At 52.3% G+C, this 14,111-nt stretch carries 12 protein-coding genes; 7 read left to right on the top strand and 5 right to left on the bottom strand.

What is annotated here, in order from left to right:
* The first annotated feature begins 117 nt into the window (after positions 1-117).
* The 5 genes from VN24_RS15685 (at position 118) to VN24_RS15665 (ending at position 7,635) form a co-directional block, all read left to right on the top strand.
* Positions 118-3,225: a DNA polymerase III subunit alpha gene (locus VN24_RS15685; RefSeq protein ID WP_052702990.1), complete on the top strand. Its 3,108-nt coding sequence runs from the start codon at positions 118-120 to the stop codon at positions 3,223-3,225.
* Complete coding sequence (locus VN24_RS15680) at positions 3,222-4,013, top strand: DUF72 domain-containing protein (RefSeq protein WP_238590709.1); 792 nt, start codon at positions 3,222-3,224, stop codon at positions 4,011-4,013. The genes VN24_RS15685 and VN24_RS15680 overlap by 4 nt, the downstream gene beginning before the upstream one ends.
* A complete protein-coding gene (locus VN24_RS15675; protein WP_052702989.1) occupies positions 4,010-4,627 on the top strand; it encodes a uracil-DNA glycosylase in 618 nt (205 codons plus the stop codon). Before VN24_RS15680 ends, VN24_RS15675 begins: the two co-directional genes overlap by 4 nt.
* Positions 4,620-5,000, top strand: coding sequence for a hypothetical protein (locus tag VN24_RS15670; protein ID WP_045671155.1), 381 nt, complete (start codon positions 4,620-4,622; stop codon positions 4,998-5,000). The genes VN24_RS15675 and VN24_RS15670 overlap by 8 nt, the downstream gene beginning before the upstream one ends.
* 214 nt (positions 5,001-5,214) lie before the next feature.
* Positions 5,215-7,635 (top strand): bifunctional diguanylate cyclase/phosphodiesterase, encoded by a 2,421-nt coding sequence (locus VN24_RS15665; RefSeq protein ID WP_045671154.1) that lies wholly within the window; start codon positions 5,215-5,217, stop codon positions 7,633-7,635.
* A 67-nt stretch (positions 7,636-7,702) separates the two neighbouring features.
* Here the strand turns inward: VN24_RS15665 and VN24_RS15660 are convergent, their stop codons facing one another.
* Positions 7,703-8,665, bottom strand: a complete 963-nt coding sequence (locus VN24_RS15660) for an alpha/beta fold hydrolase (RefSeq protein ID WP_045671153.1) — start codon at positions 8,663-8,665, stop codon at positions 7,703-7,705.
* Positions 8,666-8,841: 176 nt separating this feature from the next.
* Between VN24_RS15660 and VN24_RS15655 the strand changes: the two genes are divergently transcribed.
* Positions 8,842-9,708: a polysaccharide deacetylase family protein gene (locus VN24_RS15655; protein ID WP_045671152.1), complete on the top strand. Its 867-nt coding sequence runs from the start codon at positions 8,842-8,844 to the stop codon at positions 9,706-9,708.
* 113 nt (positions 9,709-9,821) lie between these two features.
* Here the strand turns inward: VN24_RS15655 and VN24_RS15650 are convergent, their stop codons facing one another.
* The 3 genes from VN24_RS15650 to VN24_RS26410 all read right to left on the bottom strand — a co-directional run bounded on the left by VN24_RS15650 (position 9,822) and on the right by VN24_RS26410 (position 12,354).
* A complete protein-coding gene (locus VN24_RS15650; RefSeq protein ID WP_045671151.1) occupies positions 9,822-10,472 on the bottom strand; it encodes a 3D domain-containing protein in 651 nt (216 codons plus the stop codon).
* Between the two features lie 164 nt (positions 10,473-10,636).
* Positions 10,637-11,398, bottom strand: a complete 762-nt coding sequence (locus VN24_RS15645) for a CAP domain-containing protein (protein ID WP_045671150.1) — start codon at positions 11,396-11,398, stop codon at positions 10,637-10,639.
* Positions 11,399-11,604: 206 nt separating this feature from the next.
* Positions 11,605-12,354, bottom strand: coding sequence for an HNH endonuclease (locus tag VN24_RS26410; protein ID WP_052702988.1), 750 nt, complete (start codon positions 12,352-12,354; stop codon positions 11,605-11,607).
* A 422-nt stretch (positions 12,355-12,776) separates the two neighbouring features.
* Between VN24_RS26410 and VN24_RS15635 the strand changes: the two genes are divergently transcribed.
* On the top strand, positions 12,777-13,139 hold the full coding sequence (locus VN24_RS15635; protein WP_238590708.1) for a helix-turn-helix domain-containing protein: 363 nt from the start codon (positions 12,777-12,779) through the stop codon (positions 13,137-13,139).
* 5 nt (positions 13,140-13,144) lie between these two features.
* On the opposite strand, the gene VN24_RS26405 is transcribed toward VN24_RS15635, so the two are convergent.
* Positions 13,145-14,092 carry a hypothetical protein gene (locus tag VN24_RS26405; RefSeq protein ID WP_052702987.1) on the bottom strand — a complete coding sequence of 316 codons (948 nt, stop codon included), beginning with the start codon at positions 14,090-14,092 and terminating at the stop codon, positions 13,145-13,147.
* Positions 14,093-14,111: the final 19 nt, after the last annotated feature.

Genomic DNA, 14,111 nt, shown 5'->3' with positions numbered 1-14,111 from the left:
TTGGAGCGCATCTATGCGAAGCTGGTCCATTCGGGAACCGGAAACAAACACCAATAGACAATGGCGGTTCATCCCGGTATGATGGAACAAATGTTCCTATAAGCGGGAGGTATCGGCATGAAACGGTCGGGCGCAAAATTCGTCCATCTGCATGTTCATACGGAATACAGCTTGTCGAAAGCTCTCTGCAAGTTGGATGATCTCATAAGAACGGCTAATTCTTGGAACATGGAAGCGTTGGCGGTTACGGATATGGGGACCGTTAACGGAGCCTTCCGCTTTCACGAGCTGGCGAAGCGTCACGGTATTCATCCCGTTATCGGCTGCGAAATGACTGTGGGCGGCCGCGGTGAAACACTCCTTTTGCTGGCTGCTTCGAACCGGGGATACGAGCAGATAATTGAACGATTAAATAGCGGCGCTTTCGATCCGCCCGCTTCTAATGGCGACATCATTGCACTCAGCGGCGGCAGAACCGGGATCATTCATCAATTGATTGCGGATGGACAAATGGCCGAGGCGGAAGAGCAAGCGCTTCAATATTTGCGGACGTTTGGAAAAGATAACTTCTTTCTGGAAGTACAGGACCACGGATTGGCGCGCGATAAAGAATGGATCGAGCGGACGGTCCGGCTTTCCCGGCGCACGGGAATTCCGCTTGTGGCCACCCACGACGTTCATTACGTTGTTCCCGAAGACGCTGCGCTGCTCGAATTGCTGCAGGACGCAAGAACATCTGCGAACCGGGCCGAGCAGCCGAAATCCGGGCCGTTCCACCTTCCTTCTCCGCATGAAATGGTATCGAAATTCAGCCATCTTCCAGATGCTTTGGCAAACACGGTCCGCATCGCCCGGCGGTGCCGCTTTCGTCCGGAGCCCGGTCATTACCGGCTTCCGGCCTTCTCCGTAGCGCAACAAAAGAAATCCGCTTCGGATCGGCAACCCCGGCAGCCGGCCGAACCGTTAACGGCCGTTATGGCAAATCCGGCGCTGGGCTCCGAAGAGGCGCTGCGCAATCTGTGCCGGGAAGGTTTAGTGCAGCGATTCGGATCGGATTACCTCAAAAATACGGATAACCAGGCGGTTTTAGAGCGGCTCAACGAGGAACTGGAAGTCATCATAAACCGTGGATTGGCCGATTATTTTCTGATCGTGGCAAATATCGTCCGGATGGCGAGAAACCGCCGAATTCCCGTCGGACCGGGAAGAGGTTCGGCAGCCGGCAGTCTTGCCGCCTATTCGCTTGGCATTACCGAGGTCAACCCGCTGCTGCACGGCCTTTCTTTCGAGCGTTTCTTAAGTCCGGACCGTCCCGGACTTCCGGATATCGATTTGGACGTCTGCCAAAGACGGCGGCACGAAATTTTGCAGGATATCAAAGAAAAATATGGACCCGATCGGGTCGTTCATGTCGGGGTGCTGAACCGTTACGGGACACGGGGAGCGGTACGGAAAGCCGGTGCCTGTCTTGGAATGCCGCAAAAGCAAATCGACGTGCTGGCCGGCCTGATGCCCGCATTTTCCGGAAAAGGCGGTCTCCGTCACTGCCTGCAGACGCTTCCGGAACTGCAAAAGCTGCCGGTCCGCCAAGAGCCGTTCCGCTCCTGGTTTGGGCTGGCTGAACGGATCGAGGGACTGGCTCACAATTACAGCACCCACCCTTCCGGCATCTTAATTGGAGATGAGCGGATGACGCGCACGATTCCTTATCTTCGGCGGCCAAACGGAGAAAGGGCGACTCCGTTCACCAAAGAAGATACGGAGATGCTGGGACTGCTCAAAATCGACCTGCTCGGACTGCGTAATTTGACCATTATTGACGATACGCTCGCCGCCGTTCGGGAACGTACGGGCAGCAGCATCGAAGTGAACCGCCTCCCCTTGGACGATCCCGATACGTTTCGAACGATCGCATGCGGGAACACCGTCGGCTGCTTTCAGCTCGAAAGCATGGGGATCCGCCATTTAATGCGCAGGTTGAAGCCGCAAAGCATCGGCGAGTTGGCCGATCTGCTCGCCTTGTACCGGCCCGGAGCATGGAGTGAAGGGATCGTGGATACGTATTTGCGCAGAAGGCAAGGCGATCAAACCTATCGGGTGGCGCTTCCTGAAATGGAGCCTGTCCTTTCGTCTACTTACGGCCTCATCCTCTATCAGGAGCAGATCATGGCGATCGCTCATGCCGTCGCCGGTTATTCGATGGGCGAAGCGGATTCACTCCGGCGGGCCCTTTCCGCCAAATCGGCTCATGCGCTTGCAGACCACCGGGAACGATTTGTCCTTGGAGCGGCGGCACGCGGCATAGCGGATCAAGAAGCGGATGCCGTGTTCGATTTTCTGGCCCGGTTCGCCGGGTACAGCTTCAACAAAGCCCACAGCGTTTCCTATGCGTACCTCTCCTACTGGACGGTCTATTTGAAAACGCATTATCCAAGCGAATATATGGCGTCCGTGCTGAGCGGCGAAGGCGGATATTACGATAAAAAGGTATATTTGATGGAGCTCGGAAAATTGGGGATCCCCCTGTTCGGTCCCGATATTAACCGCAGCCGGATCGGATTTCATGCGGATGATGAAGGGGTTCGCGCCGGCATCGATGCAGTCCGCGGATGCGGACCGAAATCGGTAGCCGCTCTGCTGCGCTCGCGCGATCGCGACGGCGAATTCCGTTCGTTTGCCGAATTCATCGGCCGGATGAACTCGCTTCAGGTAAAACGCCCCGTATTGGAAGCGTGGATCGGCGCGGGAGCGTGCGACTCCTTTAGCGGGAACAGACGCCAAATGCTCGCCGCCTTGTCGGACGAGGGCTGCGACGTTCGCCGCCCCCCTTCGATCCCCGATTTTACCGGATTGGAAAAAAGAAGCATCGAAAGAAAACTGCTCGGGTTTGCACTGAACCCCTCCCCGTCCGGGAAATGGAAAGCTTTTGCCGATCGTTTCAACGTCGTTCCAATCGAAGCTCTTTCTGAGTCGCGGGACTATGCGAGGGTCCGCATTTGCGGCACGATCATTCACAGCAGGCGGCAGGCAGCCGGCGGGAAATATGTGCTCGTACTCGTCGTACAGGATCATACCGGCATGATCGAAACGGTGCTGTCCCCCGGCACATACAACTCCTTCTTATACGAGCTCAATCCGCGGGGCATATTAATCGAAGGCCTCCTTCGGATGAAAGAAACGAATGTCCATATGGTTGCCGAGAAAATCAAGGCGCTTGGAGGATGAATATGCTGCTCATCGGAACGGCCGGTTACAGCTACGAAGACTGGCGCGGACCTTTTTACCCGGAGAAGCTGGACAAGAAAGAAATGCTGCCGTTTTACGCCCGCGAATTTTCCTTTACCGAGGTGAACTCCTCCTTTTATGCGATGCCGAACCGGTTTATGCTGTATCATATGCGGGAGAAAACGCCGGACAACTTTCAGTTCGTTATGAAAGCTTACCGCGGAATGACCCATAAACGGGAGGATAACGAGCAGCATTTCGCCGATTTCAAGGAAGCGCTGAAGCCGCTCATTGAGGCTGGAAAGCTTGGATGCGTGCTGGCCCAGTTTCCGACCAGCTTTCGGAACAAAGATGAAAACCGCGATTATTTGAAGGAGTTCAAGGAACTGATGGGGGACATACCCGTTGTGATCGAATTCCGTCACGAAGAATGGATTAACGAGAGGATTTTCGATCTGCTGGAGGAAGAACAGCTCGGCTATGTTTGCGTCGACGAGCCGCAGTTCAAAACGCTCGTTCCTCCGGTGGTTCGGGCAACGAGCCCGATCGGTTACGTCCGCTTTCATGGCAGGAATTACAAAAAGTGGTGGCAGCACAAAGAAGCCTATGAGCGTTACAACTATTTGTATTCCGACAATGAGCTTCAGGAATGGGTGCCGAACATCCGCAAGCTGGAGGACCGAACGGAAAAAACGTTCGTCAGCATGAACAACCACTACCGGGCGCAGGCGGTCATCAACGGGCGGATGCTGCGGGAAATGCTGCAACAGGCGGCTGTCCAACTATGAGTGTGAGCTTAGAAACCGTCTCCGCCCAGGACTGGAAGGCGGCCGGCGATTTGGAATCGTTAAAAGCCGCATGTCTCCGTGCCTTTACGCCCGAGCCGGGGGAGCAGCTTGTGTTCGGCGAAGGACCCGGCCATGCCCGTCTTATGCTGATCGGGGAAGCGCCCGGAGAACAGGAGGCGCTCACAGGCCGGCCGTTTGTCGGCAATTCGGGAAGGCTGCTGGACCGTTATTTAGCGAAAGCCTCCATCGCCAGGGAAGAAGCCTACGTAACGAACGTCGTCAAAGTAAGGCCTTCCGGTAACCGTACGCCGCGCAGGTCCGAAGTCAAGGAAGCGCTGCCGGTACTGCTGCGGCAAATCGAATTGATCCGTCCGTCGTTCATCGTCTGCCTTGGAAGCATTGCCGTGCATGCAGTCTACGACTGGAAAGCGAAAATTACCGAAACACGGGGAAACTGGCTCGAGAAGGACGGAATCCGCATGATGCCGACCTATCACCCTTCCGCCGTTTTCCGCGACGAAAACAAAAGACAATTGCTTAAAGCTGATCTGCTCGCGGTCGGTGCCGCTTTAACGAATGGACAACGAAAGGAGCGAAGCGCTAACGATGGCTGAAAAAAATATTATTGCCTATTTCAACAGTCCCGAGCAAGCGGAAGCTGCACTGCAGCAGCTGAAGGGACAGGGACTGCGTCTCATCGATACGTCGATCGACCGGGTACACGCCTATCCCGGCAGCGGTAGCGACCGGATTATGAACCCGATTACGAGCGATTTTCCAAGCCTCGGCTACTTGACGCTGGGCGGCGATTTCTACGATCGGGACGCCGGCATTTTGGCGGCAACAAGCGTCAGTGCGAGCGGAATGAGCGGTGGAGGGCCCGACAATCGTGTGACCGGCATCGATACGGTACTGACGGTCATTGTTGAAGAAGCGGATTTCGAGCAGGCGATGCAAACGGTTAAGGACGCCGGAGCGTTGGTTTAGATTCAACTTGATTGAAGGAGCGGCCTCCCTCTTAGGGCCGCTTTTTTGTCCGCAGTTCTCGAAATATATCTGTTCGAATACATGCTGCAATAGATCAAATGAACGACTCTTCACGCAATTTTTTCCACATAAACATACTTTCATGGTATGATAGTCCTGCTTGTTATGAAGAATAATGTCATTTTTTATCATGCTTTTTGCAAGGAGTTACGATATGGAAACGATCTCAACCAGCTATAACCTCTCTCTTGTCCTTCTTTCGATTATAATTGCAATTATCGCTTCATTGGCAGCACTGGACCTTGCGATTCGAATCCAGAAAGCAACGGGTGTTGTACGTTACATATGGTTATCCGGCGGAGCGTTTGCGATGGGAATGGGCATATGGTCAATGCATTTTATTGCCATGCTTGCGTTTCATTTATCGATCCCGGTAACATACGATTTATCGTTGGTTCTTGTTTCGATTATGCCGGCGATATTGGCATCGGGACTGGCTTTGCATATCGTGAGCCGACCTTCAGTCCGCATGGCCCAAGTTTATAGAGGAGCTTTTTTTATCGGGACGGGCATTGTTGTCATGCACTATACCGGAATGGAAGCGATGGTGATGGGAGCGGAAATTAAGTATTCTCCCTTTCTATGGGCTCTTTCTGCAATCATTGCTTATGCCGTTTCATTAGCAGCCCTGTATCTGTTGTTTTTGGCGCAGCAACGATCCGGGACACCGGGATTTTGGTGGAGGAAAGCCGGGAGTGCCGTCATTATGGGGATCGCCATATCGGGCATGCATTACACGGGGATGTCGGCCGCAACGTTCCAACCCGATCATCATGGCAGCTTGCCGGCATCATATGACAATGCTTTGCTGGCGTATTTAATTGGATTTGGCATGCTGATCATATTGGGATTGGTGTTCATTAGCGCTTTTGTCGATAAACGGTTTGAATCCCAATCCATAACGTCGGAAAGAAAATTCCGTTCCGTCATCGAGTCCGCTAATGATGCGATTATATTGGCCGATCGCAAAGGCGCCATTATTTCCTGGAATAAAGGAGCCTGCCTCATGTTTGGATACGAGGAACAGGAAGTTATAGGAGAACAGCTGCAAATCATTATACCTGAGCGGCTCAGGGAGGCTCATCAGAAAGGAATGGAACGTTACCTTTCCACGAGGCAGCCTCAGGTCATTGGCAAAACGGTCGAGCTGCAAGGACTGAAGAAAGATAACAGCGAATTTCCGATCGAACTATCGGTTGCTGCCTGGGAAGAGGAAGGGAACACCTACTTCAGCAGCATTATTCGGGATATTACGGAACGCAAAAAGGCTGAACAACAAATCAATCAAATGGTTTACCTCGATCCATTGACGGGATTGCCGAATCGCCATTTATTGAACGACCGCCTTACGCAAGCATTGGATCAAGCAAGTGAAAACAAGATGAACATCGGCATAATGTTCATTGATTTGGATCGTTTTAAATATATCAATGATACGTTAGGACATACCGTTGGCGACCGTTTATTGATTGAGGTTGCCAAGCGAGTCCAAGCCTGCATTAGTAAAGCAGATACGCTCGCGCGTCAAGGCGGAGATGAGTTTATTGTGCTCCTCCCCAATACGAATTCGGATGAGGTTACGAAAAAAGCCAAAAAAATCCTCGGCCAATTCAGTCATTCGATTGTACTGGATGAAACGGAAATGTTTGTAACACCTTCGATTGGAATCAGTTTATATCCATCCGACGGCAGGGATATCGAAACATTGATCAAAAATGCAGATACTGCGATGTACCGCGTGAAAGAGAATGGCAAAAATAATTTTCAGTTTTACACCCCGGACATGAATGATGCGGTAACGAGAAAAATGCAGCTTGAAATCGGACTTCGCAAAGGACTGGAGCGCGGTGAATTTAACGTTTGTTACCAACCCCAAGTGGATGTGACCACTGGTAAAGTGATTGGCATGGAAGCCCTTATCCGTTGGCAGCATCCTGAATTGGGAAATGTTTCTCCCGCTGATTTTATTCCGATCGCGGAGGAAACGGGATTAATCATTCCAATTGGCGAATGGGTGCTCCGTGAAGCATGCCGCCAAAATAAAAGGTGGCAGGATGCGGGATACACCCCTTTACGAATGGCCGTTAATATTTCTTCCCGTCAGTTCCAGCAAAGTAACCTGGTTGAAGTGGTCCGCAAAGCATTAAAGGAATCGGATCTTGATCCTCAATATCTTGAGCTCGAGCTGACCGAAAGTATCATTCAGGATTCGAAGTATGCGATATCGACCATGCATCAATTAAAAGCAATGGGCATTCATTTATCGATTGACGATTTTGGAACAGGTTACTCCTCTTTAAGCTATTTGAAACTGTTCCCGATCGATTCATTAAAGATCGACCAGTCTTTTACGAGAAATATTCATACGAATTTAAAGGATGCCGCTCTCGTCCAGACTATTATCAGTATGGCTCATAACCTGGATTTAAAGGTAATCGCAGAAGGCGTTGAAACAAAGGATCAGCTTGATTTCCTTCAACTGAGAAAATGTAATGAAGCGCAAGGATTTTTCTTTAGCCGTCCTGTATCAGCCGAACAATTATCCGACATTCTTCAAAAACAATCATCAGACTGACATCGTGAAAAAAGTCCCGCCCCACATTGATCGTGAGGCGGGACTTTTTTTTGGGATCATCTCCAGCTTAATAGCGGCCGAGAAAAAACTGATAAATTTTGTCGTGCAGCCCCGGCAAGCCCTCGTGTCCGAAGTCCGGATAAATTTCCAGCCGCTTTTCCGACGTTATTTTATTGTAAGCGGCGAATTGGGTGGATGGCGGGCAAACCGTGTCCATCAGCCCTACTCCCATCAGCACCTCGCCTTCGATGCGTTCCGCCAAATGCTGGATATCAATATAGCCGAGCTTGGTGAAAATTTCTTCTTCCCTTTTATGCTGCGGATCGAAATGCCGGAAATAAGTGCGCAGCTCTTCATAAGCGTCGCGGGCCAGATCCATCTTCCATACCCGCATGTAATCGCTGAGAAACGGATAGACCGGCGCAAGCTTCTTAATTCGCGGCTCCAGCGCCGCGCAAGCAATCGTAATCGCGCCGCCCTGCGACCAGCCGGAGGCGTATACCTGCTTAGGATCCACCTCGGGCAGATTGAGAGCGATTCCCGCAAGCTGAGCCGCGTCCAAAAAAATATGACGGAACAGCATGTTGTCCGGCTCGCCGTCCAGTCCGCGGATAATGTGCCCTCTATGCGTTGTGCCCTTAACGCCGCCCTTATCCTCCGACTGGCCTCCTTGCCCTCTGCAGTCCATGGCAAGCACCGAAAACCCGAGCGACGCCAAGGCCAGCTTATCGTGCCAATCTCCCGCATGGCCTGAATATCCGTGAAATAGAACGACAGCGGGGTGAGGCTTGGCAGCGGCGGTCGGCCGCACGTATTTGGCATGAATGCGCGCGCCTCTGACCCCTGTAAAATACAGATCGAAACATTCGGCGCCCGGCGCCTGAAAGCTGCTTGGCACTAACTCCAGCTTGGCGTCGGTCTGTTTCATCTCCTGAAGCGCGCGTTCCCAATACTCATTGAAATCGGCAGGCCTCGGGTTAATTCCCCCGTAATTGTGAAGCTGCTCAAGCGGCATATCGACAAGCGGCATAACGAATTTCTCCCTTCCCCATCATGAATATGGAGTATTATTCCCATTGCTTATCTTACCTTTAATCTTCGCAAGAAGTAAAGCGCAAAATTGCATGATTCGCCCAGCTTTGGGGAACAACATATCGGCAGCCTTTTATTTCAATATTAATTCGATTCGGGCAAGGAGGCAAGTCGATGAGACAACGCATCCGTTCCTCTATATGCTGTCTGCTCAGCAGCCTCTTTCTGCTTGGTGCGATCAGCCCTCTTTCGATAGCGCATGCCGGGAGGCGGGAGGACATTACGTTTGAACGGTTCACGGTGGAGGAGACTGCTGCCGGCGAGAACGGGAGGTGCGTTTCATGCGATATATACGAAGCAGCCGCGCAACCGAGGAGGCAAATTTCCTGGACCGAACTCAGGCGCCGTTTCCGTGGCACGTTCACAACGCGGGGACCGGCGGTACCCCGGCGGGTAGCGCTCACCTTCGACGATGTTCCTGATACCGAATTTACGCCGAAGGTTCTCGATATTTTGGCCCGTTACCATGTGAAAGCCACCTTTTTCATTGTCGGCCAGCGGGCGAAGGAGCATCCGGAGATGGTGAGGCGGATCGTGCGGGAAGGGCATGCGATCGGCAACCATTCCTACAACCACATGGTTTTCTCAAATTTATCACAACACAAATTCAGCCTGCAAATTGCGAAAACAGAGTCGATCTTGAAGTCCATCGTCGGGTTTGCTCCGCGTTATATTCGTCCTCCATACGGTGAAATTACACCGGGCCAGCTGGAATGGGCACGCAAGCACGGCTACTATATCGTCAACTGGAATGTAGACTCGGAGGATTGGCGCAGCATCAGCAGCGGACGGGTGCTGCAAAATATTAAACGGACGCTGACTCCCGGCTCGATCGTTCTTCAGCACGCAGGAGGAGGCGTTGGCGAGGATTTGAGCGGTACCGTCAAGGCGTTGCCGGAGTTAATCGGGTACCTTCGACAGAAAGGGTACGAAATCGTCACCCTGCCGGAGCTGCTCGGAAGAAGTGTGGAGGTGCGCTAACAAACATGAACGAACGATGCGCTTCAAAACGGGAGAGAACGGTTGATAAAACGAAAAAACCGGAGAAGGCCGTATCAATCAATCGGCCTTCTCCGGTTTCTTCTTGCTTGATGTTATTTTAACAGCTGAACGTTAACATATTGAAATCCGAATGTGCTGGCTTCGCTGGATGTTCCCGGAACGAAAATATCGATCCGCTTCCCTTTAATGGCTCCGCCCATATCCGAAGCGGTTGCAATCATCCCGCCGGAAGGCAGGCCGCCAAAGTCGTATCCGGTAATGTAAAGCTTGGTGCCGAGCGGAATCACGTTCGGATCGACCGCTACCGTGCCGACTTTAAGCGGGTTGCCGAAATAATCGACGGGGCCCCATTTGCCGTTCTCTTCGGGGGCGGATGTATAGGCCGTCGCTTTTACTTGAAACGATTTGGCTACTTCGTACGAAACCCCGTTTGCGGAAATAACAGCTCCGCCTTCGCCCTCAGACGCTGCCTTAAGCAAGCCGCCTGCCGGCTTTGCCGCAGCCTTAACCGTTCCGGACGGGATCGTAAGCGTCAACCCTTTATAGATATTGCCTGGATCCACATCGGCATTTGCCTCCATCAGCTTATCGAGCGGCACCCCGAATTTCCGGGACAACAGCCAAAATGTATCATCGTCGTCAGCCGTATATTGGCTGGCCGCCAATACCGGTGAAGCCGCCGTAAACAGTGCTATGCCGAGCAGCGCCGCTGCGGCTTTTTGTTTCCATGTCCGTTTCATCATCGCAAAGCGTTCCTCCCTACATATGAACAAGTTGAAAAATGCTTGTTTCGTCTGACTCTTCACAGCGGCTCCTGTCCTCTATGTATACAGGCCGCTCAAGCGGCCTGCAGTCACGTCAGCATGGAACGGCGCCTAAAACGCCAAACCGCATGACATGGAAGTCATTATGAGGTAAATTCCTGAACCCATTCGCCGTTATAATAAGCAACGCCGATTTTATTGAAATTTGTGCTCAAAATGTTGGCACGGTGTCCGGGGCTGTTCATCCAACCGTTCATCACTTCCTGCGGCGAACGTTGACCTTTGGCAATATTCTCGCCGGCATAGGAGAATTTCACGCCGAATTGGCGCATCATATCAAATGGAGAGCCGTACGTCGGCGAATTATGGTCGAAATAATTGTTGTCGTACATATCCTTCGCCTTCGCAAGCGCGACCTTGTCCAGCAGCGCATCGCTCTTTAAAGCATTCAAGCCTTGCTTCGCGCGTTCTTGATTGACCAGCGTAACGACTTCCGCGGCGAACGAGCTCTTCGAGCTGTCTGCGGACGTACCGGCTTTGCTGTCCTTGGCCGGAGTCGGATTTGCAGCCGGTTGCTTATTGACTGCCGGCTTATTGACTGCCGGCTTCTTGACTGTGTTCGGTGTTCCTGTATGATTCGGCGTGCCGGTTTCTTTGTTCGGCGCTGCCGTTCCTGCTTCGTTCAAAAACTTTTGCAGATCCGGAATTTGCTTCAGCAGGCTATCAAAATCAATGTTGTACTGCTGCTGCATCACTGTTTTACAATTCGGTATATTGACCGTTGCGGCGAAGTTCGTGTCCAATGCTGCCGCGTCGGCTGATTGCGCGTTAGCTCCCGCGCCGACTAATGTCATACCGGCGATTACCGCAGTTGCGATACCTTTTCGAATCGGTTGCTTGTTCATGAATCTTCCTCCTTGTTCTGGCTGTATGAATTTTGTTTCCTAAGACGCCACCTATCTTAACACGGGGGAAGAGCATAAACATGACACAATTATTGGAATACCGTTCTTTTTCAGTAAATTATCTTCGATTATTAAGAAAAAAGTCGATTTATTAAAAAAAAACGACCCTTTTCGGCCGTTAAATGAAAAAATGTTAATGTTTTTTTCTAGAAGTCATCAGGTGCAAAACTAAGTTTATCTGCTTTTCGAAGATTGCAATCGGAACAAGCGCAAACGCAGTTGGCCGGAGTCGACAAGCCTCCTTTGGATTTCGGAAAGACATGATCGATCGTATCGCCGAACTTTCCGCAATAATGGCACGTATAATTGTCCCGCTGTAAAATAAGCAGCCGGAAATCGCTTTTGCTGTACAGCTTATGAATTAACCGGGGGTGCAAAATGCCGGCCGCGCCTTCATCCACCATACGCGCAGCAACCTCTTTTTCAATTTCCGTATGCCACCGCTTCCCGCTTTCCCGCCGGCCCCGAAGCTGAATCATCCCGGTTCCTTTATCGTTCAGCAGCCGCGAATCATAAGTGAAAGGTCCTTTGAACGGCTTGATCTGCCGGAAAGGCATGCGCGTTCCCAGACTGGATGCGTGAGTGGAAAGCGTGCTTTTGCGCGATTTGCGCCGTCTGCGCCGCTTGCGTTTGCGCACCGGATGCAAGCTGTCACCCGATGTTTCGTGCTGGTTGTCGTTCGTCGCTGCCTGATCCGTGCCCGCGTTCGCTTGGGCAGAGGACATCTCCGAAGGAAGGAGCACCAGTTCCGCCGCACCATCAGGCCGGTCACGATCACGTTTGCGCTTGCGTTGGCAGGAACGGCAAGTTCCGCGCCGCCCTTTGCGCCCGGTACGTTTCGGGAAAGCGCCCTCCGGCTTCTCCTGCCCGCAGATCGCGCATGATTTCGTTTCCATAGTCAAATACGCTCCGTTTCGTGCCAATCCATTTCTGCCCGCCGGCTAAGTTTTGCAACTGCTGTTTCCGGCTTCGTCATTTCTCATTTAAGCATATCACAAATGAAGGCGCTGAATAAACACGCCTTTCGTCTTCGAGGTACAGACAGCCGGCCAACAAGGGCTACGATCGTCTGCAATGTCCGTCATTATGTAGGTGTTTCTTCTATATAACCCGGTATTCGAAACGGTTTTTCGATCTATCGTTGTGCCGCGGTCATTTTTCCTACTTAAGACTCTCTTGAACGACCGCAACAGATTCTTCTTACCTATAGTTAGATGCATGATTAGAGTGGACATGATATAATATTTTAAGCTGGTATCGACTGATATACATAATATAACAATAGAGATGGTTTGTTCCTTACTTACAGGGGGATTGTATGATGTTTGCGAAGCGTCTGAAACAGTTGCGAAAGAGAAGAAAGCTTACGATGCAGGAAGTGGCGGATTATGTCGGGGTGGCGAAAAGCACTTATGCCGGCTATGAGTCCGGCTACCGGCAGCCGACGTTGGAATCGATTCAGACCATTGCGCGCAAGCTGAACACGACAGCCGATTACTTGCTTGGACTGAGCGATTACGCCGAGCCGGTTGAGCCGAACAACAATGCCAGAGAGTGGTTAAATCACGAACAGCTGCATTGGGACGGAGTCCCGTTGGAAAGTGAAGATATCGAACTGATCCGCATGCTGCTGGAACGCGTCGTCCGTGAACGGGCGTCCGGCAAAAATTCACCCGAATAACGTTTTTATTTCCCCATCCACTGTTGGATTGCGAGTAATGCTCTACCTTTCATGCTTCCTTTTTCCTCTTGATATTGCTTTTTCCAACCCGCTATTACGGCATCGGAAACGGAGTCGCTTTCAGCCTGTTTGACCACATTCTGAAAAGCTGCGTCGCATTGCGATTCGGCGGCAGCCGCCTGCTTCAACAGTTTCTCCTGCGCCGCGCCCGCACCGGATGAATCCGGATCCTTCGTAGCAGCAGCCATCTCCTTCACGGCGCCGCTCATTACCTTGCCTGCTTGCCGCATACACGTGGAACGAACCTGTGCAAGCTTCGTCTCATACGCCAGAACGGTCGCGCTTCCCGAAGCGGAAGATTGTCCGGATGAATCAGAAGATGTCCGCTTCTCATCGTTTGGCGCTGCAGCCGGCGTCTCACCGCCGGCTGCATGCCCGGAATGCTCCCCATCCGCCGCATTCGCCGATTCTTTATCCGCTCCATGATCCGCGTTCTGCTGTCCATTGCTTCCTCCAGCGGAGGAGCCGGAACCTTCAATCGGTGCGGCTCCGGAACCGTTACCGGCGCTTGTGCCGGCACCCGGCCCGGAGATGATGCCGCCATTTGCGCCGGCCCCCGTTCCCGCACCGCCGTTCGTTCCGGCGTTCGCGCTCGTTCCCGAACCGGAGTTCGTGCCCGTTTCCGTACCGCCGTTCGTGCCTGCGCTTGGATCATCGTCCGTGCCAGGGCCGGCTGCAGAATTGTTGCTTTTGTTAGCGTCCGCTGCGTTAGCGGACAGCCCGCCGCCGGCTGCGTCATCGTTCAGCGTTTGAAGCTTCCAATAAAATACGCCCGTGAATACGGCCGCAAACAACGCCAAACCTGCCAAGGACAGGAGCACGACGTTCACCGCTTTGGATTTCCCCGGCTTTCCGCTTCCTTCCGGCCGGCCGACAATACGCTGCTTGTCCATCGTGAATCATCTCCTTGGA

This window comes from Paenibacillus beijingensis (assembly GCF_000961095.1).
Classification (GTDB): Bacteria; Bacillota; Bacilli; order Paenibacillales; family Paenibacillaceae; genus Paenibacillus_O; species Paenibacillus_O beijingensis.
This window is presented reverse-complemented; position numbering and strand designations above follow the sequence as displayed.